Genomic DNA, 19,695 nt, shown 5'->3' on the forward strand with positions numbered 1-19,695 from the left:
CACGACTCCATTCATGCGCCGCCGCCCACTCAATCAAATGTGAGGATCGCACAAGCGCAGGAGAACCCACACCCGTCTGCCTCGACATCCTCCGAATGTGCTCACATCGCGTTTCAATCGTCTGAGCCGTCCGACCAGCAACGCGTAACGCTCGCGCCCAACCGTCGACGGCCTCCCGCCAAGCGGGGGTAATCGGTAATTGCTCCACAATTCAGGATGCGCGCCTCAACCGCCGTTCCGCATCCAGATCCACCACTACATCTGTGCGCATGGATGATCCCAACCAGAAGGTTGGGGGTTCGAGTCCCTTCGAGCGCGCAGCGGCCCCCCTCGGTGCGATCCACCGGCGGGGGTTCTGCGTATCTGGCCTTCTGAGGGCTCTTGCTCCTGGCTTTACGTCTACGGCGCTTTTAGTGCGTTCTCTTAGGCCTTTAGTGCCTCTCTTCAGTCCCAATACGGCTTCTCGCTAGCCTCAACTTGCGACGCCGATCTGGTTTACCCCAAAAATAGACACAGTCGTGGGCTGGCTCGCTGGCTACGGCAGATTAAATTGGCTGAATTTCAACACTTTGTGTATGAGGCGCGAGAACCCGACAACTCGACTGTGTCTAAGTCTAATTCTGCGGGTTGATCGTAGAAGAGATGTTCTGGACTAAACCGAATCAGCTCGTGAATAGTTCATTTCAGACAACTTGTTGGCACAGTTCAAGTTGGGTGTCTGGTAAGGAGCTCCGACGGACCATGGGGTGTCCTTTGCTCGACTTATGGGCGTCCCTCGGGGAAGTTTTGGGCGTCCCTCGCGGGGGAGGGAACGGGGCGTGAGAGCGATGGAGTGAGGAAACTGTGTCTGGAATTTAGAGGTTGAGCGACAGGCGCCAGCGGCCGTCTTTGTCGAGTTGAGCGCGCGCACGAACCGTAGTCGTACGCAGGTCATGGTCAGCGCGCATCTGTGCCATCGCAGGCTCGGACTGCTCCCGCGTCAGTGTCACCAAAGGGTAGACCTGGCTGGAGATCTTCAGTACACCAGTCATGCCTCCGCCCTCGATCATTGCCAAAGCAAGGAATTCGTGGCCCTCTTCATCGCGGTGATCCGTCCACTTTTCTTTGGCGCAGCGTTTCTCCAAGTGAGCGGCACCCGCCCCAGTGAGGGGCGCATCGATCCAACGATCGGACTCGATAGTCATCAGGGTTGGTTCGTGCGCGCCCAAGAGCTTCTGAAAGAAATCCACGCGTCTAGTTTGCCATGAGCCCTACGGATTGGCTCGAACTCCCACTCGAGCGCCCGAATCGACTCAAACTCCCGGAGTCTCAACCACCCACGGGTCTTGACTCATCGCCCGCAGCCCGTCCAAACCTAAGCCGTCAACAATATCTGCGGTGCAGCGCGCGCCCTCGACCCCCAGAGAACGGCCAATCCACCCGACCACGTCCTCGACCGACCAACCCAACGCCTGTAGCTGGGCGACGGTGACCGCCCCATCGCGTTTTGCTAGCCGAGCCCCCGCCGCGTTCACCGCCAGCGGCACATGCACGTAGGTCGGCACGCGGATACCCAGCAGCGTTGCCAACGCCGCCTGAGCTGGAGCTTGCGCCAGCAGATCATCTCCGCGCACCACCTGGTCGACGCCTTGGAACCCGTCATCGATCACCGCCGCGAGGTTGTATGCGGGTACTCCGTCGGCTCGGCGCACCACGAAGTGGTCGACTGGCCCAGTGAATTCGCCGTGCAACTCATCAAACACTGTCCACGACGAGGCCGGCGCTCGCAGTCTCAGAGCCGGCTCGCGGTGGGCGGCTCGAAGCTCGGTGCGTTTTTCTTCCCGTTCGGCCTCGGTCAGGTTCAGGCAGGTGCCAGGGTAGTGGCCGGGCGGGATGTGCGGGGCGGACGCGGCCTCGCGAATGTCGCGCCGCGTGCAGTAACACTCGAAAATCAGCCCGCGCGCCCGCAGGTCGGCTAGTGCGGCTTCGTGTGCGTCGGCTCGGTCAGTTTGTACGAGGACGGGCCCGTCCCAATCTAAGCCGATGGCGTGAAGGTCGCTGATTTGGCGCTTGGCGGCTTCGGAGGCGCTGCGGTCTTGGTCGATGTCTTCCATGCGGATGACGAAGGATCGGCCGGTGAGGCGGGCCCAGCTCCAGGCCAGGATTGCGGTGCGCAGGTTGCCGACGTGGAAATCTCCTGTGGGCGAGGGCGCGAAGCGGCCGACGCCGGGTGTCATCGGTGCCGCCTGGAGCGTAGGCGGACGGATCCCCAGAAGAACATTGCGACGGCCACGACTGAGAAAAACGTGAGTAGAGCTGTCCATCCGCTTGTGCTGGACTGGAATCGCAGGAAGACGGCGCCCACGGCCAGGAGGACTCCGGTGATGAGGTAGTACCAGCGTTTTGAGACGATGGGGTCTGTGAGCGGCGGGGGAGTGGTGGCGATGGACTCGACGTAGGCGGCGGCTGGGCCGAAGAATTCTTCGGCGGTCAGGTCGTCGCTGCCCAGGGCTTGGGTTGCTCGCGCGTGGTCGAATTCGGCTCGGGTGAGTTTGATTTGGGTGTTGATATGGTCCAATTCCCAACGAGGGTTTGCGCGCAGCGCTGACGTGAGTTCGGTAAACCACGCGTCGTTGAGTTCCTGGCCAGTCATGCGCCCCAGTTTAACGTCCCTCCCTTTCCCTTTCCGTTCTCTCCCGTCCTCGCGAGGGACGCCCAAAAGTTCGCCGAGGGACGCCCATGTTTGCTCTCGTCTCTGCCTACACTGAACTCATGCCCCAGCCAGCCCGTCGCTCCAAGTCTGCTACTGAGCGCCGCGGCCTCGGCAGGAAAAAGCGTTTCACCCGCGTCGGCACAACAGGGGCTTCGGACTGGATCTTCGTGGCGGCAGGCGGTGCACTTGGAGCCCTCTGCCGAGGACTCGTTGATGCCTGCGCCGGAGCCCATATTTGGTCTGACGGATTCGGTCTGATCTGGTCAACCGTGATCGTCAACCTTGTTGGCGCCACCCTGCTGGGGATCCTCCACGCAATTTTCGCGCATGCCGCGAAAACGTCCTCGTCACGATCCACGAAACTATCCGACCACAAACGCAGGATCAAACGCGCAAAACTCGTCCTCGCCACCGGATTCGCCGGAGCTTTCACCACCTACGGCGCCGTAATGACTCAAACACTCAACGGGACAGGCGCCGAGATAGTGCTCGCACGGCTGCCCGGATTGCTGCTGCAATCGCTGGCGCTCTTGGCCACGGGACTGGTGGTCACAGGTGGCGCTGACCGTATAACCGGTCGGATTCTGGGCCGATTTGACGCAGACGCCGGTCAAGTGCGAGCGAGCCGGATTAGCGAAGATCGCCAAGGCCAGGATCAAATCCGCGAGGGCGAGAATGGAATTAGTCAAGTCCACGCGCACCAAGAGGATGATGTCCACGGCCAAGGTGGCCCCAACCAGGGAGGCCAATTATGACCTCAATTCTTTGGATTTGCGTTGCCATTGGCGGAGCCCTCGGAGCCACCTGCCGTTGGAAACTCGATACCGTGGCAAAACGCAGGACCCCCGACCGGCCCTACCTTGGGATCGCCCTCATCAATATCATCGGCAGCTTCGCAGCGGGCGTTGCATACCATGTTGTGTCGGACTCCGACCTCGCAACAGCGCTAATCACCACCGGTTTTCTCGGAGGATTCACCACCTTCTCTACCGCGGTCATGGATGCGTGGGACCTCATCGAATCCAAGCGTTACGCGACCGCTGCCGCCCTGCTCGTCGGAGTGTGGGTGGTAGCTCTCGTGTGCGCGGCTATGGGCATGTACGTCGCCGCGATCTTCGTCTTTGGTTCGTTTCAGGGTTGAGGAATTTCCCGGTTTCTTCCTGTGTGATTGATTGTCGAGGTCGACTATGGGCGTCCTTCGTGAGAAAGACGTGCGTCCCTCGGCGAAGTTTTGGGCGTCCTTCGCGGGAGTTTTGGGCGTCCCTCGGGGGAGAGTTCGCAATACGAAGCGATGTAACAAAAGATTTGGGCGGTCCGAGCCGCACCCCTATGCTGTGAAGGTCCACCCCTGAACAAGGGAAAAGTCAGCGCTCGGAGGACGAAATGATCGACCTTCGCGGGGTCCGAAAAATCTACCCCGTTAAAGGCGGCAACATAGTCGTTGCCCTCGACGACGTCACCCTGCACGTCGAACGCGGTTCCATCCACGGAATCGTCGGCCAATCCGGCGCCGGAAAATCAACACTTATCCGGTGCCTGACCGCCCTCGAACACCCCTCCGAAGGCTCCATCGTCGTTGACGGACTCGACCTGGCAAAACTCAACGGCAAAGAACTACGCGACGCCCGCCGCCGCATCGGCATGGTGTTCCAATCAGCCAACCTCCTCGACGCGCGCACCGCCGCCGCCAACATCGGCTACCCCCTCAAACTTGCGGGCACACCCAAAGCTCAAATCAACGAACGAGTCAACGAACTCCTCGACCTCGTTGGCCTCACCGGACGTGGAAACTCCTACCCGTCCCAACTATCAGGCGGCCAACGCCAACGCGTCGGCATCGCCCGCGCTCTCGCCGACCGGCCCGCCGTGCTGCTATGCGACGAACCTACGTCCGCCCTCGACACCGAATCAACGCACCAAATCCTTGAACTGCTGCGCCAAATCAACGAGGCATCCGGCGTCACCATCGTCATCATTACGCACGAAATGGCCGTTGTCCGCGAAATCTGCGACTCCGTGACCCTGCTCGGCCACGGCCGCGTCGTTCAAACCGGCGCGGTCAACCAAGTCGTCACGGACCCGGCCAGCCCGCTCGCCCGCGAACTCGTGCCCGCGCCCGCCGTTGACGAAGCCGACCTGCGCCCCGAATCCACGCTGCTCGACGTGATCTTCACGTCGCGGCCAGGCGTTCCCACCGGTGCCACTGTTTTGAACCTCGCCGCTTCAATGGGGGCCGACGTCACCGCCGGAACCTTCGAATCCATGGGCACCACCCAAGTTGGGCGCCTCGCTCTGTCAGTGCCCAGCTACCACGCCGACAAAATCATCGGCCAGCTGCGCGAACACGACGTCTTTGCGGAGGTGCGGAGCCTGTGAATGTTTTGAGTGCAATCGCTTCGTCGTCATTTATTGGCGAGGGTGCGCCCGGGCTGGCGGCGGCCGCCAACAAGGTGGGGGCGGAGCTGATCAGTGCCGCAAACGGTGCCGGCACAGGGCTGGTGAGTTTGGGCAAGAATGACCCGAACTGGCTGGATAACCCGGCTCTGACTAAGCAATTCATCCCCGCCATTGGTGAAACACTGCTGATGATGGGATTCTCAACGTTCTTCGCGGTGCTCATTGGGTTGCCGTTGGGGCTACTCTTGGTGCAGACCGGTAAGCGAGGCTTGACGCCGATTGCGCCGGTCTACCAGTTCTTGAGTTTCGTCGTGAACATTGTGCGCTCGCTGCCGTTCATCATTGGCATCATCATGCTGCTGCCTTTCACGAAGTTCCTGTTGGGGACCTCGCTGGGGTGGCAGGCGACGGTTGTGCCGCTGGTGGTGTTGTCGGTGCCGTTCTTTGCGCGGCTTGTCGAGTCGAACATCCTTGCATTGGATGAAGGCAAGATTGAGGCGGCGCAGATGATGGGTGCTTCTAACCGGCAGATCCGGTGGGGTGTTCAGGTACGCGAAGCCATGCCGATGCTGGTCCAGTCCATCACGACACTGGCGATCACGCTGATTGGTTATTCGGCGATGGCCGGAGCCGTGGGCGGCGGAGGCCTGGGGCAGATGGCGATCAATTACGGGTACAACCGTTGGCAGGATGACGTCATGATTTCTACGGTTGTGGCGATCATTGTGATTGTGCAGATTGTTCAGTTGGTGGGCGATTGGATTGCCCGAGCAGTGGATCATCGCTCGCGGGACTGAGGGTGTGTCCGGCACTGGGGTTCTCGCTCATGGACTGAGGGTCACGGCTTGCTCTGACCACGGGCGTTCGCGGGGCTGAAGTTCGCCATTCTCGGGGCTGATTGGGACGGTTGCGCCGAGGATACCCGCAGAATTAGACACAGTCGTCATCAACGGTTCGCCGGTCCGTTTCTTGCTAAGCCTGTGACCTGCGCTTTTACCCGCTCGCTCTCGAGCAGACGAGTGCTCGCCAGCACGACTGTGTCTATTTTTGCGGGTGCTGCCGTCGGCTTGCCTGCGTGCTGTATCCGTGTGCCCGCTCGCGTGCCGCGTGCCTTGCTCGTGCACATTTCCCACGCGGCCCTCACCCGCCACGGCCCAACCCCGCCAGACGCCTTCGCCACTATCTGCGTGCTGTTACAAAAGTCCGTTGCGTGTTCACGATTGGCTCATAGTCCCCGCCGTAGTCAAAGATGGGTGTCATGAGCCCAGTCGGCGCGCAGTGAGCACTCCTGCTCAACGCAACATTTCGTCCGGGCAAGAAGCATCTGGCCCCAAGGCTGAATAACCGAAACACAGAAGAGAGAATCTCATGACTTCCATCCGTAAATCCGATGTCGCAGCTGCGGCCGCCGCCTTCGCGCTCGTTTTGGCCGGATGCTCCGGCTCGGGTGATTCTGGCGAATCCACTGCCACGACTCCTGCCGAGTCCGGCGGAGCTTCGGCTGAGACCGTCACCCTGACGGTCGGTGCGTCGCCGTCGCCTCACGCCAAGATCTTGCAGTACATCGATGAAAACCTTGCTGCCGATGCCGGCTTGGACATTGAGATTGTCGAATACTCCGACTACATCCAGCCCAACGAAGCCCTCGATGGCGGCGACTTGGACGCCAACTTTTTCCAGACCGTCCCTTACCTGGAGACCCAGGAAGCCGAAAACGGCTACGACTTCGAAGCCGGCGAAGGCATCCACCTGGAGCCTCTTGGTGTCTTCTCCAACAAGGTGAAGTCTTTGTCCGAGCTCCCGGCCGGCGCGACGATCGGTGTCATCTCTGACACTTCAAACCAGGCTCGTGCCCTGGCTGTCCTTGAGGCTGAAGGCCTCGTCAAGCTGCCGACCGACGGCTCGGATGCGAACGTGAATAACGTTGAGATCCTGGGCGACTTTACGTTCAGGGAGGTCGACGGCCCGCAGCTGGTGCGTTCCCTCGATGACGTTGATGCCGCGGTGATTAACGGTAACTACGCGCAGGAAGGTGGCCTGTCTTTGGCCAACGACGCGATCGTCACCGAGTCCCCCGAGAATAATCCGGCCGTCAATATCCTGGCCTGGAAGGCTGATTCGGACAAGCTTGACGCTGTTAAGAAGCTTGAAGAGCTGCTCCACTCCGCTGAGGTTAAGAGCTACATCGAGTCTGAGTGGACCGACGGCTCTGTGATCCCCGCGTTCTGATCTGATCGTCTGGTCCGGTGTCCGCACCTGACGTGCGAGCCGGTCGTTATCTGAAAAGTGCCCCCGCCACTGGGTTTTCAGGGCGGGGGTACTTTTTGGCTCCGTCCTATTCGACGAGGCCGAGCGCAGTTTTGCGTCAGGCTGCTGCGGGCAGTTGGACCTCGGGGTCGAGTTGGCCGGAGATGCGGTTGCGCATGTCGCGGCGAAACACTTCGATGACCCACAGCCAGAAGATGTGGCCGAAGATTTCGGAGAAGTGTTCTTCCCACGGCTGGTCCCACGCCGTGGGGACGATTCCCATGATTGGCATGAGGACGAGGTGGAAGCCAATCCAGATGACGAGGCCGAACATGGCACCTTGCCACATTCCCCGCGAGGGATGCCCAAAACTTCCGCGAGGGACGCCCAAGTTAGCACTGCAACAAACGCATATCCTCCACGAACTCCCGGCCTCGGCCTCGTCCGCGGTAGCCTAGGAGCATGCAGCTTCATATCGCGGACCACCCGCTTATCGCCCACAAACTCACCGTCCTACGCGACCGCAACACCCCATCGGCCACATTCCGCCAACTTGTCGACGAACTCGTCACCCTCCTGGCCTATGAGGCAACACGAGATGTTGCAGTTTCCGATACTCCCATCGAAACCCCGGTGGCCCCAACCATCGGCAAGACGCTGTCCGAGCCGCGCCCCATCGTTGTGCCCGTTTTACGTGCCGGTCTGGGCATGCTTGAAGGCATGACGCGTATGCTGCCGACTGCCGAAGTTGGCTTCTTGGGGATGCGCCGTGATGATGACACCCTGGAGATCGAGACCTACGCAAACCGTCTGCCTGATGATCTGTCGGGGCGTCAGTGTTTCGTGCTCGACCCGATGCTGGCTACCGGCCACACCATGGTTGCCGCTACGAATTACCTGTTTGAGCGTGGCGCCAGGGACGTTACCTGCGTGTGTATCTTGGCTGCTCCCGAAGGAATTAAGACTCTCGAGGATGCGATCGGCGACCGTGCTGACGTCAAGGTTGTTGTTGCTGCTGTTGATGAGCGTCTCAACGAGAAGTCGTACATTGTCCCTGGTTTGGGTGACGCGGGCGACCGCCTTTATGGGATTGTCGACTGACGCGGTTTTCTGAGCAGTTGGGCTGAATTCGGTCATAACTGTTCACGAGGACGCGCCTCCTTTGCTGGTTTTCCGGTTCCGGGGGCGCTGTCGTTTTCTGCGGTGGGCGTCCCTCGCGGAAGTTATGGGCGTCCCTCGCGGGGGATGTTTGGAGGGAGTCCGGACACCCTGGGAAGACCCTGATCTTGGTGGGAAAGTCTTGTCGGGGCTCAGCGTACCGGTACGCTTGGACCGTGACTCCAATGGACCGTTATCGAGAAGCGATGAGCCGCGCACTTTTCTTGGCGAACCGCGCTCGAGAATCTGCGGATGTGCCAGTTGGCGCCGTCGTCATTGACTCGCTAGGCCGTATCGTCGGCAAAGGTTGGAATTGCCGTGAATCCGACCATGATCCCGCGGGACATGCTGAGATCGTTGCGCTGCGCGAAGCCGGAAAAACTCTAAAACGCTGGAACCTGGTGGGCTGCACCTTGGTTGTCACGTTGGAACCGTGCACGATGTGCGCTGGCGCCGCCATCGCGGCACGCGTCGATCGGGTCGTTTTCGGCGCATGGGACCCTAAAGCCGGAGCAGCAGGATCACTACGCGATGTTTTGCGCGACTCGCGACTCAACCATTCGCTAGAAGTGATCGGCGGAGTCCTGGGTCAAGAGGCCACCGTCCAACTCCGCGCGTTCTTTGAGAGCCGCCGTGAGCATGCTGCTGAGGCGACTGGGCGCGCGGCGCTTGCGGACGCACCCGCGAAGGTTCCTGCATTTGAGACTGTTAAGGGCTGGGCTGATCACAAGGATGCTGATGGTCACGAGGACGCAGCAGCTGCAACGTCCGGCAGAAAAATCCTTAAGGAAACCGAGGTTCAAGGAACCAAAGCAAAAGTGGTTGGGCCTACGCGGCTTGAGCCAGAAGATACCGAGCGAGAACCGATTGAGTTGACGCAAGTTTGCTTAGAACAGGCTGGGGCGGAAGCGGTTGCGTCGACGGAGGTTGACTTAGAGCAGGCTGAGTCAGAATCGGTCGATTTGACGCAGGTTGGCCCAAAATTGCCCGAGCTGAAAGCATCTGATCTCCAACCATCTCAGCCGGCGGCGCCCTCGTTCACTATGACAGCGGCGGGGATTCCTCTGCGAAGTCGGCGACGCCGCAACGCTCGGCACTAAAACGATCGGCCTCAAGCATTGGCATGGAACCAAGCCTGAGGCCGATAGTTATTTGATTGCTGGATTGGGCTTTAGGCCTCATCCATTTCGGCAGTGGGATGTGCGACGAGGACGAGGTTGAGCGGGTTGTCGGGATCGGGTTCGATTTGGTTGTCGATAAAGCGGCCGAATCGGCGTGACAGGAAGCCGTCCACCATGCCGATGCGCGCCTGCAGGGCGAATCGGTTGGGGTTGGACGGTTCCACTACGGGAGAGGTCAGCAGGACTAGTGTCTTGGGGTCTGATGATTCGCGTGTGGCTCCCAGGCCCATTCGACGCAGGCAGGTCCGCGTTTCGTTGAGGAACTCTGCGTAGTTGAAGTGTGCTGGAAGTTCGTCGTATTGGTCGAGGCGTTCGACGTTCATGTAGTTGAGTGCCTCAATACCCCAGTTGACGCCGATCTGATGGGCTGCGGCCATCGCAGCGTCCTCGTCGAGGCTTTCGAGCCATGTGAAAACTGCGCGAGAGAAGTGTTTGAGCGTTAAGGCGACGAACATGGGATGGGGTGGCAGAATCGTTGAGTATCCGATGGCGGGGCGTCCGCGACCTTTGGTTGGCATACGTTCGGAGGTGACGATGTCCGCTTTGATGAGTGCCTCAAGGGTTTCCCGCACTGAGGACACGTGCAGGCCAAGCTCTTTGGCGAGCATTGGAACGGTAACGGGTTCGCTGTGGCGGCCGATCTGAGTGAAGAGTGCTTGTTGTGCGGGGGTGAGGCGGCTGAGCACCTTGGTGAAGTCGGTGAGTCCCAGGGGAGTGTTGTGTGCGGTCATGTTCGTTCTTCTTCGGTCTGTGTCTTGGAGATCGGTATTGCTGATGAGCCGGGTGTGGAGCGACCCTGTTAATTACTTCAAGGTGTTCCTGCTTGGAATTGTTGGATGAGTCATAAGAATACGGTGAATTTTTGTAAGAAAATTAACCGTTTATTCAGAATGTTTTGCGCTTATCCCACTTAATTAAAGCCTTGTTGAATTTTGAAAACTTTGTGTTGTTCGAGGGTTTGTTCCTTGGTGGGGAGGGTTTTAACTTGGTGGGGAGGCGGATTATCTAGGGTTGCAGCACTGTAATCGGCAGTGCTGGACGGACTGTGCTTGGGCGATGTGATTGCTATTTAGTGATCAACCGTTCGGTTTGCATTTCTGAGCAACTTGTAGAGTGATGTTTGTCACTTTGTAAATTGCTTACTGTAGTTAAGGCTCACCTACTTGAATTGAGCATGATGTCAGTTTTTGAAAGTTGAGTCGCACATTTGTGTTAATAAGTTGCACGCCTGTGCGAAGTTGGCGAGGCTGGATCTACCCGGCAGACCAAACCTGCCCACTTCAACGACGAATCGGACTCGTCAGAGTGCAAAGAGACAAAGAGAACAAGGAGCCAAAGGTGGCTAACCCCAACCTCGCCGACACAACACTCAACACCCGCCAACGCCAAGACGCCCTCGACTCAATGACCAATGCCGAAGGCCTCGACGTCCTCGTCGTCGGCGGTGGTGTCACAGGAGCTGGGATTGCCGTAGACGCCGCATCGCGAGGCCTGCGTACAGCCATCGTCGAAATGGGCGACTGGGCATCAGGAACCTCATCCTGGTCCTCCAAACTCGTCCACGGTGGCCTGCGCTACCTCTACCAACTCGACTTCGCCCTCGTACATGAAGCCCTGACCGAACGCGGTCGGCTCCTGGAAACGACAGCCCCCCACCTCGTCAAAGCCCAACCTTTCCTCTGGCCACTCAAACACCAATACGAACGCTCATACTCCGCGATCGGCGTTGGCATGTACGACGCCCTCGCAATCGCCGGAGCCCGCGGCAAGAAAACCGTGCCCGTGCAAAAGCACCTCGGTAAAAAAGGAACACGCGCCCTCGCGCCCGCCCTCGACTCGACCAAACTCGCAGGAGCCATCCGCTTCTACGACGCCCGAGTCGACGACGCACGCCTTGTCCTCGCCCTCGTACGAACCGCAGTCGGCCTGGGAGCCATGGCCGCCAACCGCGCCAAGGTCACCGGATTCATCAAAGACGCCCAAGGCGGAGTTGAAGGCGCCTACATCACCGACCTCGAAACCGGCCAAGAACGCGAAATCCACGCCAAGCAGGTCATCAACGCCACCGGAGTGTGGACCGAAGACACCCAAGACCTGGCCACCTCGGACGGCGGCCTGAAAGTCTTGGCCTCCAAAGGCATCCACATTGTTGTGCCCAAGGAAGCAATCGACGCCGAAACCGGCATCTTCCTGCGCACCGAAAAATCCGTGCTCTTCATCATCCCGTGGCCGCGCTACTGGGTGATTGGAACCACCGACACCCCGTGGGAACACGATGTCGCCAAACCCGTTGCCACCAGCGCAGACATCGACTACGTCATCAACCACGCAAACGAGGTGCTCTCCAAGCCCATCTCGCGCGACGACGTCATTGGCGTGTACGCGGGATTGCGCCCCCTGCTCCAGCCCAAGCTGCGCCCCGGCGCCGAAGCCTCCTCTACAAAAGTGTCGCGCGAACACACCGTCACTCGCATTGTTCCGGGCCTGACCGCCATCGCCGGCGGCAAACTCACCACCTACCGAGTCATGGCCGAGGACGCCGTCAACCACGCCCTCGGGGAAGCCAAAGCCAAAGCAACGCCCTCTAAGACCGCGACGTTGCCGCTGGTTGGAGCCCGCCGCTATCACGGCCTGGCCGACCGAGCCGGCGAAATTGCGCGCGCCCGCGGCTGGACGCTCGAGCGAGTCCACCACCTACTTGACCGCTACGGCGACGAAGTCGTGGACCTGCTTAAAGTTATTGACGAGGGTGCGGACGCGAAGCTGGCCGAACCGTTAGAGGCCGAGCCGGCCTTCTTACGTGCCGAGGTCGCGTGGGCGGTGACTCACGAGGGCGCGGCCCACCTTGATGACGTGCTGCTGCGACGAGTCCGCCTCGACATTGAACAGCGTGACCACGGTCTGGCAGCTTGCGACGAGATCGCCGAGATCATGGCTCCTCTGCTCGGATGGGACGAGGAAACTGTCGACGCTGAGAAGCTGGCGTATGCCGAGCGCGTTGAGCAGGTTCTGGCTGCCGAAGCCGAAGCCGCTGACGCCGCCGCCGTCGCCCACATTGAGGGAGCTATCTAAGCGCTCCCTCTCCCCCGCTCTTTCGCCGAGAGCAGACCTTATGGTCGTTTTTGGCCTAAAAACCGGCCATTTTCGACCATAAGGTCTGCTCTCGGCGGGCGGGGGGATCGCTGGAAAGACTAAGAGATCAGGCTGCGCGAGCGGCCTCGTACGCCGCAGCGTTACGCGATACCTCAGCCCCAGCCGGGCCCTCCTCCAACGCAGCCTTGTTCTTGTAGAAGCAGCCAATACCCGTGATCGCCAAAACCGGAGCAATCACAAAATTGATGATCTGCAAGAACATGAACGGAATGTAATCCGAATAAGCCACACCCAGCGTCGACACCATGAAAATACCGGTCGTCGTCCACGGCAACATCGGCTCAATGAAAGTGCCGTAATCCTCGATCGAACGCGACAACACGCGACGCGGAATACCAGCCTGATCGAACTTCGGACCAAAAGCCGTACCCACCAAGAATGCGGTCGCGTACTGGTTCGAAGAGAACCCATTGATGAACGAGGACGACAGCAGAGCCGACAAAATCAGTGCTACCCGCGACTTCGCCCAGCCGAAGGCCTTGTTCACCACAACCTCCATGGCGTTGAGAACGTCCATCGCGCCAATAAACATGAACACGAACAAGGTGATGCACACGGCAGAAGCCATCGAGTACAGGCCACCGCGCGACACAATCGTCGTTGCCTGCTCGTTCAGAGCTGCACCGCCATCGGCCAGCATCTCAGGGGTAAAGCCATTCATCAGAGTCGCAATCATGTTGGTCAACGACTGGCCCTGAACAAAAATGGCTACGACACAAGCGGCCGCAATTGAGAAAAACAGGGTCGGCAGCGGAGGCTTGCGCCAAATTGCACCCACAATAATCACTGCTACCGGCACAAGCAGAGTAACCACAGCGCCAGCAGAGAAATTGAACTCTGCGGACAAAGCGTCAGCCGTGGGCTGCGTGTATTCAGAAATATCGGTAGCCACCGATGCTGGAACAACAAAACCTGCCACCGCGTACAACACCGCAGCGATCAGATAAGCAGGCCCCGTGGTGTTGAGCATCGAGCGCACGTGCGAATATACGGGAATGCCCGCGCCCATTGCCGCCATGTTCGTCGTATCAGACAGGGGAGACATCTTGTCGCCAAAGTAGGCGCCACCAATGATTGCGCCAGCCAACAAACCAAGGTTTGCTCCGGTGGCCGTGCCGACCGCAATCAACACCACGCCAATCGTTCCAGCCGAACCCCACGACGTCCCCGTTGCCAGTGAAAACACCGACGTGATGAGGAAAGCAACCAGGTAAATCCACGCCGGATTCACCAACTCCATGCCCCAGTACACGAGCAACGGAATGGTGCCCGATGCAGTCCATGCGCCGATCAGCAGACCAATCGTCATGAGCATCCAAATGGCTGTTAACGCAGTCAGGGTGCGCTGCCCCATCTTTGCCGTGATCTCCTCGAAGGAATATCCCAGGTAGAACAGCAGACACCAGGTGCACAGGGCGCCCAAAGCGAAAGTGAATTCCAGCGGCCACGACTCAAGGTCAAAGACCATTGGGCCCAAAACCATGCCCCACAGGATCAGTGCGACAAGGAGGAGGACAGGCGCCAGTGCATGCCAGAACTTAAAGGGCTTCTTCTTGCGGCCCATCGTCTTGTCAGACTCAGGCATGCCCTCGACCGGCTGGGCGGGAGCAACATTGCTACTCATGTGTTTCTCCAGGTTGTTGAGTATTGGGAAGGGAAAAAGAATTCTTGGGATTGTGGGATTGAGCGTGAGCGACAAGGGCGAGCGGGCAGTCGTGAGAATCCCCCGCACGCCCTCGTCAATGAGTCACGCCAACGCCAAACGAACCACCGTCGGGCACCCGTCAGCGCGAGCCGCAGGCGAGATGAAGGACACTGACGATGCTTCCTCGGTTTTGCCAGAATTGACAGCAACTTCAGCGCCGGAAGCCAGGTCGGTAACCGACACCACCGACACGCCCTCGGGAAGAGGCAACCTGACCTCGGTGGCGCCGCCCTCGACCATTGCAAAAACCACGCCATCCTTCGACGTCAAGTGCACGCCCTCAGGCGCAGACCAGCCAGAAGCGGGGACCGTGTCATAAATTGCGTCGCCGTGATCGTCCATCCACGCGCCAATCTGCAACAGGCGCTCCTGCTGAATCACAGGGATGCGACCGTCAGCAGTTGGGCCCACATTCAAAAGGAAATTGCCGCCCTGGGACACCGTGCGCACCAGCAACGTCACCAACTCGGGAGCCGTCGCGTAATCCTCGATATTCTCCGCGCGGTTAAAACCGTAGGATCCGCCAATGCCGCGCGACTCCTCCCACGGGTGGGCGGTGCCAAAACCGTCAATGTCCTGATATTCCGTCGAATAATAATCGCCGTGATTGCCTGGCATTCCCACATGCATGCGGTCATTGACAACGACTTCATCCCTGTTGGGAGCCTCGTTGTACAGCCAACCCAGAAGCTTGCGGGTCTGGGCGTAATCTTCTGACAGGTCCCACTCGCCGCCATCGGTGTAAATCACCGACGGAGCGTAACGAGTATTGAAATCTTTCCACTGTTCTTCAAGAATCTCCGTTGGGTAATCCGCTTCGGGAATGCCGAAGAGTTCCACATCCTTTTCCGGAACGAAATGGCCTCCATCAACCCGGTGAGAGCGGTTCGTCTCCCAATCGATCATCGAGTGATACAAGCCCATCTTCAGGCCTTCGGCTCGCACCGCATCCGTCAGGTCACCGACCAGGTCGCGGTGGGGGCCAATGTCGCCGGCATTCCAATTCTTCTTATGAGGATTACGCGTGGGCCACAAGCAATAGCCTTCGTGATGCTTAGAAGTCAGGACCACATATCGGGCTCCGGCGCGCTTAAAAAGGTTGGCCCAACGCTGCGGATCGAAGAGTTCCGCAGTGAATTCGGGCGCGAAGTCGCGGTAAAGCTTGTCGCCGTAATGCTTGGTGTGAAAGTCGCCGTCAGCGTTGCGGTAGGGGCCGTAGACAGAGGCGTAGTACCACTCGGCGTAGGAGCCGAATTGTTCATTGGACAGTGTGCGCCACGCAGGAACAGAGAAAACACCCCAGTGGATGAAAATGCCGAACTTGGCTTTTTGGAACCAAGGCGGGCAGGGCCGGGCGTCGAGTTCTTCCCAGCTGGGCGTTGTCATCGGGGGCTCCTTTGCGTGATATGGGTTGGGGGGCTGGTTGGGTATGTATGCCTGCCGCCAGGCGTCGGTATTGGTTGCTCGAAGGTTGGTACTGCTATCTGGCTGCTGCTTCTTTCTTGCTGGCTGGTGTTGTTTCCTACTGTTTGTGACTGTCGATTTTTGTCTGCTCGCTGCTGTCTGCTACCACTGACAACACTGCTCATGGTCTGCGGTGGTTGTGTATGCTCGTTGTTTGCCTTAGCTGTGCGCGCGAACTATGCATGCACGCGGCTTGTGTGCTGATGCTGCCCATTATCGCGATGTGACCATCACAGAGGATAGGTATTCCCCGTGGTTGGGAAACTGTTGACAACTTTGGAGTCGGTGTGCGGGGCATGTCTGCGCGACCCGCAAAAACAGACACAGTCGTTGTTTAGCGCGCAGGCAGTCGAGCAGAAGATTGCCGGAATCTCAATGAAAGTACTTTTGCGCTGTCGCCTTGATAACCACGACTGTGTCTGATTCTGCGGGTAAAACCAGGCGGCCGCCTTTGTTGGGCACCTTTGCCACCCGCCTTCGTCGGGCACCTTTGCCACTCGCCTTCGTCGGGCGTCTCGCCGATGAGGCTGGGACACTGGATATGCGTCGGTGCAACCCACGCTGCGTCGACTATTGAAAGGAAATACCTATGCGTTTAAGTGCCCTCGAACAGGTTCCGCTTTTTGCCGATAGCACGCCGCGCGAAGCTATTGAAGACATGGTCACCTTGGCTCAGGGCCTCGAAGACTTGAACTTTCATCGTTTTTGGATCGCTGAACACCACAACACTGCGGCGTTTCTGTCTTCCGTACCGCAGCTAATCATGACGCATCTGCTGACAAAGACCAGCCGGATCCGCATTGGCTCCGGCGGCGTCATGGCCATGCACCAGGGATCCGCTCAAATCGGTGAAATGTTTAACACAATGGCCACCCTCCACCCTAACCGGGTCGACATGGGCTTGGGCCGAGCCCCGGGTGGGGACATGATCTCCGCCCACGCTCTGAACCAGGGCAGGGTTGTCGATCCGCAGGTCATTAACGTGCTAATCGATGAGGCCGTGGCGATTATCGAACACACATTGGGTGACGATCACCCGTACGCGAAGATACGTGCCTATCCAGAACCGGAGGTTGCCGCCGAAAAGTGGTTGCTTGGGTCGTCGGGCCAGTCGGCGGCGTGGGCTGGAGTGCGGGGGATGAACTATGCGTACGCGCAGTTCTTCTCGGGCAAACAACAGCCTGAAATAATGGACCATTACCGGGCTCACTTGCCTGCTGAGCCTCTGCCGTTGGGGCCGGGTGCCCCTAAGCGCGGGGCTACGGGCCAGACTCTTTCAGCGCTCTGTGTCTCCGCGGCGGCAACTGAGTCTGAGGCTATCGACCAGGCGCTCCCGGGGGCGTATTTCCGTCTGTGCTTGCGTCTGGGGCGTCCGTCCGAGTTCAAAGCGCCAGAGCTGATGTCCGAGGCTGAAAAGGATGAGGCCCGCAAGTGGCTGGAGCGAGATACAGCGATCATCGTTGGCGACTATGACCGGGTTGCCGATCTGATCCGCGGCTTCGTCAAGGGGCATCGAGTTGATGAAGTTATGCTGATCAGCTACATCGGTGATACCGCGGTGAAGCTCAAGCAGTATGCGGAGCTTGCCGCCCGTCTGTCTGACTGATCGGAGTAGGTTGGCGCTGTCGTTGCAATTCTCGTTTTGCAATGTGTTTGACGAGGGCGGGCTTGCAGTTGGTGCACCGACGAGAGTTTGATGGGTGGATCGGGGGGGGCTGATTGTGCGACTGCTCGCACCTTTCCTTGGGAAGTTGGCGCAGCTGTCTGCTTCCCGTTACGATTGGCGCACAAGGTAGCGTGTCCGAGCGGCCGAAGGTGCAGCACTCGAAATGCTGTGTGGTGTCACAGCCACCCTGGGTTCAAATCCCAGCGCTACCGCCATAGTTTGCCCCGTGATTCCAACGAAAGTCGGAGTCGCGGGGTTTTGGTATGTGGAATGAGGCGCGACGGTTCTGTGTTCTTAGGGTGCGTCGCCAGAAGGTCTTGGGCGTCCCTCGGCAAACTTTTGGGCGTCCTTCGCGGTGAGGGAGGGAGAGGGTGGTGGGCAAAATTGCTGCTGAGTCTGTCAAACGTGCGTCACAACTGTTAGCCTCGCCCTATGACCGAGGATTTCATGGCGCTCGCTCGCCAAGCCGAACGTAACTCCACAGCCGCCCAAGACCCGGATTACCCGACTTTCCACGTGGCTCCTCCCGTCGGCCGCCTCAACGATCCCAACGGTCTCATAGTTGACGGCGACACCTACCACGCCTTCTATCAATACACCCCGCACCACCCGCGCCGCCTCGTGTACTGGGGCCACGCAACCTCGCCCGACCTCGTCAACTGGACGCAACACGCACCCGCGATCGCCCCCGACTGCCACCAGGACGCCAACGGCGCCTACTCGGGCACTGCCATCGCCACTCCTGACGGTGTTGAACTCTGGTACACCGGCAACTACAAGGACCCGGTCACCGACGAACGCGAAGCAACCCAGTGCGTCGTCACCACCCCGGACCTCAAGGTCTTCACCAAGATCACCTCGCCCATCATCGAGCGCCAACCCGACGGCTACACCGCTCACTTCCGCGACCCCCAGGTCTGGCAAGACACCGATGACCTGGACAATCCTGCGGGGTCTTACCGAATGCTCCTGGGAGTTCAGCGTGACAACCTGACCGGCGCGGCCCTGCTCTATCGCTCGCATGATCTGCGGAACTGGGTCTGTGAAGGAGAGATGACTTTCCCGGACGCGCACGGAGCTTTCGACAACTTCGGCTACATGTGGGAATGCCCCAACCTGGTGCGCCTGCGCGACGAATCCACAGGCGAAATTAAAGACGTTCTGATCTTTTGCCCCCAGGGCATTGACCCTGACCGCGAAGGCTTTGACAACATTTTCGCCTGCGTCTACATCGTCGGAAACCTGGTGGGCGCCGAACTGCGGGGCGCTGACGGCTCCTTCGAAGAGGTCGACCGCGGCTTCGAGTTCTACGCCCCCCAGGTGTATGCGCGCCGCGACGCCCAAGACCAAGCTGTCTCGTGGAATGACGTCGATGGTGACCCCAAGCTCCTCATCGGTTGGGCTGGCAACGCCGACGAAGACGCCCAGCCCTCCATCGAAAGCGGCGGCTGGGTGCATTGCTTGACGTCTCCACGCGCCCTGGCCCTGGTCGGCGGTCGCCTGGTGCAGCGCCCCTTCTTGCCTGGCCTCCCGCTTGAGGGGGCGTCGCCCTCGTCGCTCCTTGTCGAAGCAGAAGCTGGGCAGGTGGCGGGGCTTGAGGGTTCGCGTGCCTTCCGCTTCGCTGCGGATGTGGCGTACGAGGACGGGGCCGCCCTCGTCGTGGACTTGGGTGAGGCAAGCGGCGTGCGGCTGCGTTTGGAGGCCGGCCGCATGGTTGTTGACCGGTCGGGGAGTCGTTACCCGCACGGCGGCGTCCGCGAGGTCACTTTGTCTGGCACAGAGTCTGGCCGGTTTGAGCTGATTGTGGACCATTCGCTGGTGGAGGTTTTCGTTGGCGGAGGCTCGCGAGTCTTCACATTCCGCGCGTTTGTTCAAGGTGCGGAGGGCCAGCCTTCGGGGCCGCGTCTGAGCGCCGATGGTCGGGTGCGTCTTGACGAGGTCGAGGTCGCGCGCCTGGACTGAGGCCAGTCGCCTCGGCAGTGTTGTCTGCTTGGGCTGGGAGTGCACGCTGCGCTGGCGGAGACAGGTATGC

16 protein-coding genes, 1 tRNA gene and 1 pseudogene are annotated in these 19,695 nt (G+C 59.6%); 11 read left to right on the plus strand and 7 right to left on the minus strand.

Going from position 1 to position 19,695, the window contains the following annotated elements; genetic code table 11:
• Positions 1 to 854: 854 nt before the first annotated feature.
• The 3 genes from G439_RS0110170 to G439_RS0110180 all read right to left on the minus strand — a co-directional run bounded on the left by G439_RS0110170 (position 855) and on the right by G439_RS0110180 (position 2,632).
• Positions 855 to 1,229 (minus strand): hypothetical protein, encoded by a 375-nt coding sequence (locus tag G439_RS0110170; RefSeq protein WP_022869076.1) that lies wholly within the window; start codon positions 1,227 to 1,229, stop codon positions 855 to 857.
• A 63-nt stretch (positions 1,230 to 1,292) separates the two neighbouring features.
• Positions 1,293 to 2,216 (minus strand): tRNA glutamyl-Q(34) synthetase GluQRS, encoded by a 924-nt coding sequence (gluQRS, locus tag G439_RS0110175; protein WP_022869077.1) that lies wholly within the window; start codon positions 2,214 to 2,216, stop codon positions 1,293 to 1,295.
• On the minus strand, positions 2,213 to 2,632 hold the full coding sequence (locus G439_RS0110180; protein WP_022869078.1) for a hypothetical protein: 420 nt from the start codon (positions 2,630 to 2,632) through the stop codon (positions 2,213 to 2,215). Before G439_RS0110180 ends, gluQRS begins: the two co-directional genes overlap by 4 nt.
• A gap of 119 nt (positions 2,633 to 2,751) precedes the next feature.
• Here G439_RS0110180 and G439_RS12300 point away from each other — a divergent pair, with 119 nt between their 5' ends.
• From G439_RS12300 to G439_RS0110205, 5 genes are all read left to right on the plus strand, one after another.
• Positions 2,752 to 3,447, plus strand: coding sequence for a fluoride efflux transporter FluC (locus G439_RS12300; RefSeq protein ID WP_165544542.1), 696 nt, complete (start codon positions 2,752 to 2,754; stop codon positions 3,445 to 3,447).
• Entirely contained in the window at positions 3,444 to 3,833 is a 390-nt protein-coding gene (locus G439_RS11995; protein ID WP_022869080.1) for a fluoride efflux transporter FluC, read from the plus strand. The genes G439_RS12300 and G439_RS11995 overlap by 4 nt, the downstream gene beginning before the upstream one ends.
• Before the next feature lie 242 nt (positions 3,834 to 4,075).
• Positions 4,076 to 5,068 carry a methionine ABC transporter ATP-binding protein gene (locus tag G439_RS0110195; protein ID WP_022869081.1) on the plus strand — a complete coding sequence of 331 codons (993 nt, stop codon included), beginning with the start codon at positions 4,076 to 4,078 and terminating at the stop codon, positions 5,066 to 5,068.
• An 86-nt stretch (positions 5,069 to 5,154) separates the two neighbouring features.
• Positions 5,155 to 5,886, plus strand: coding sequence for a methionine ABC transporter permease (locus G439_RS0110200; RefSeq protein WP_131333647.1), 732 nt, complete (start codon positions 5,155 to 5,157; stop codon positions 5,884 to 5,886).
• A gap of 571 nt (positions 5,887 to 6,457) precedes the next feature.
• On the plus strand, positions 6,458 to 7,318 hold the full coding sequence (locus G439_RS0110205; protein WP_022869083.1) for a MetQ/NlpA family ABC transporter substrate-binding protein: 861 nt from the start codon (positions 6,458 to 6,460) through the stop codon (positions 7,316 to 7,318).
• Positions 7,319 to 7,454: 136 nt separating this feature from the next.
• Here the strand turns inward: G439_RS0110205 and G439_RS12000 are convergent.
• Positions 7,455 to 7,697 (minus strand): annotated as a pseudogene (locus G439_RS12000) (DUF1440 domain-containing protein); the annotation flags it as partial.
• Positions 7,698 to 7,798: 101 nt separating this feature from the next.
• Between G439_RS12000 and upp the strand changes: the two are divergent.
• Both upp and tadA read left to right on the plus strand, forming a co-directional pair.
• Entirely contained in the window at positions 7,799 to 8,437 is a 639-nt protein-coding gene (gene upp, locus G439_RS0110215; protein WP_022869085.1) for a uracil phosphoribosyltransferase, read from the plus strand.
• A 263-nt stretch (positions 8,438 to 8,700) separates the two neighbouring features.
• Positions 8,701 to 9,594, plus strand: coding sequence for a tRNA adenosine(34) deaminase TadA (gene tadA / locus G439_RS12465; protein WP_243442583.1), 894 nt, complete (start codon positions 8,701 to 8,703; stop codon positions 9,592 to 9,594).
• Positions 9,595 to 9,665: 71 nt separating this feature from the next.
• On the opposite strand, the gene G439_RS12010 is transcribed toward tadA, so the two are convergent.
• Complete coding sequence (locus G439_RS12010; protein ID WP_022869087.1) at positions 9,666 to 10,406, minus strand: helix-turn-helix domain-containing protein; 741 nt, start codon at positions 10,404 to 10,406, stop codon at positions 9,666 to 9,668.
• A gap of 673 nt (positions 10,407 to 11,079) precedes the next feature.
• On the opposite strand from G439_RS12010, the gene G439_RS0110230 reads away from it, so the two are divergent.
• Positions 11,080 to 12,747, plus strand: a complete 1,668-nt coding sequence (locus G439_RS0110230; RefSeq protein WP_083940875.1) for a glycerol-3-phosphate dehydrogenase/oxidase — start codon at positions 11,080 to 11,082, stop codon at positions 12,745 to 12,747.
• Positions 12,748 to 12,874: 127 nt separating this feature from the next.
• On the opposite strand, the gene G439_RS12015 is transcribed toward G439_RS0110230, so the two are convergent.
• Together G439_RS12015 and G439_RS12020 are read right to left on the minus strand one after the other, a co-directional pair.
• Positions 12,875 to 14,452 (minus strand): Na+/H+ antiporter NhaC family protein, encoded by a 1,578-nt coding sequence (locus G439_RS12015; RefSeq protein ID WP_022869089.1) that lies wholly within the window; start codon positions 14,450 to 14,452, stop codon positions 12,875 to 12,877.
• A 123-nt stretch (positions 14,453 to 14,575) separates the two neighbouring features.
• Positions 14,576 to 15,919: an alpha-L-fucosidase gene (locus tag G439_RS12020; protein ID WP_022869090.1), complete on the minus strand. Its 1,344-nt coding sequence runs from the start codon at positions 15,917 to 15,919 to the stop codon at positions 14,576 to 14,578.
• Between the two features lie 667 nt (positions 15,920 to 16,586).
• Between G439_RS12020 and G439_RS0110245 the strand changes: the two genes are divergently transcribed.
• From G439_RS0110245 to G439_RS0110255, 3 genes are all read left to right on the plus strand, one after another.
• Positions 16,587 to 17,603 (plus strand): MsnO8 family LLM class oxidoreductase, encoded by a 1,017-nt coding sequence (locus G439_RS0110245; RefSeq protein WP_022869091.1) that lies wholly within the window; start codon positions 16,587 to 16,589, stop codon positions 17,601 to 17,603.
• 185 nt (positions 17,604 to 17,788) lie between these two features.
• Positions 17,789 to 17,878: transfer RNA gene (locus G439_RS0110250), tRNA-Ser, on the plus strand.
• A 217-nt stretch (positions 17,879 to 18,095) separates the two neighbouring features.
• The gene (locus tag G439_RS0110255) at positions 18,096 to 19,625 is read left to right on the plus strand and encodes a glycoside hydrolase family 32 protein (RefSeq protein ID WP_022869092.1); all 1,530 of its coding nucleotides are present in this window, start codon (positions 18,096 to 18,098) and stop codon (positions 19,623 to 19,625) included.
• Positions 19,626 to 19,695 lie beyond the last annotated feature (70 nt).

This window comes from Schaalia vaccimaxillae DSM 15804, assembly GCF_000420425.1.
GTDB classification, from domain to species: Bacteria; Actinomycetota; Actinomycetes; order Actinomycetales; family Actinomycetaceae; genus Pauljensenia; species Pauljensenia vaccimaxillae.

What these genes read in the sequence shown, in the direction of transcription:
- G439_RS0110255 (WP_022869092.1), top strand. Translation starts at nt 18,096, where the DNA reads ATGACCGAGGATTTCATGGCGCTCGCTCGCCAAGCCGAACGTAACTCC.
- upp (WP_022869085.1), top strand. Translation starts at nt 7,799, where the DNA reads ATGCAGCTTCATATCGCGGACCACCCGCTTATCGCCCACAAACTCACC.
- G439_RS0110180 (WP_022869078.1), bottom strand. Translation starts at nt 2,632, where the DNA reads ATGACTGGCCAGGAACTCAACGACGCGTGGTTTACCGAACTCACGTCA.
- G439_RS12300 (WP_165544542.1), top strand. Translation starts at nt 2,752, where the DNA reads ATGCCCCAGCCAGCCCGTCGCTCCAAGTCTGCTACTGAGCGCCGCGGC.
- G439_RS11995 (WP_022869080.1), top strand. Translation starts at nt 3,444, where the DNA reads ATGACCTCAATTCTTTGGATTTGCGTTGCCATTGGCGGAGCCCTCGGA.
- G439_RS12015 (WP_022869089.1), bottom strand. Translation starts at nt 14,452, where the DNA reads ATGAGTAGCAATGTTGCTCCCGCCCAGCCGGTCGAGGGCATGCCTGAG.
- tadA (WP_243442583.1), top strand. Translation starts at nt 8,701, where the DNA reads ATGAGCCGCGCACTTTTCTTGGCGAACCGCGCTCGAGAATCTGCGGAT.
- G439_RS0110245 (WP_022869091.1), top strand. Translation starts at nt 16,587, where the DNA reads ATGCGTTTAAGTGCCCTCGAACAGGTTCCGCTTTTTGCCGATAGCACG.
- G439_RS0110205 (WP_022869083.1), top strand. Translation starts at nt 6,458, where the DNA reads ATGACTTCCATCCGTAAATCCGATGTCGCAGCTGCGGCCGCCGCCTTC.
- G439_RS12010 (WP_022869087.1), bottom strand. Translation starts at nt 10,406, where the DNA reads ATGACCGCACACAACACTCCCCTGGGACTCACCGACTTCACCAAGGTG.
- G439_RS0110230 (WP_083940875.1), top strand. Translation starts at nt 11,080, where the DNA reads ATGACCAATGCCGAAGGCCTCGACGTCCTCGTCGTCGGCGGTGGTGTC.
- G439_RS0110195 (WP_022869081.1), top strand. Translation starts at nt 4,076, where the DNA reads ATGATCGACCTTCGCGGGGTCCGAAAAATCTACCCCGTTAAAGGCGGC.
- G439_RS12020 (WP_022869090.1), bottom strand. Translation starts at nt 15,919, where the DNA reads ATGACAACGCCCAGCTGGGAAGAACTCGACGCCCGGCCCTGCCCGCCT.
- gluQRS (WP_022869077.1), bottom strand. Translation starts at nt 2,216, where the DNA reads ATGACACCCGGCGTCGGCCGCTTCGCGCCCTCGCCCACAGGAGATTTC.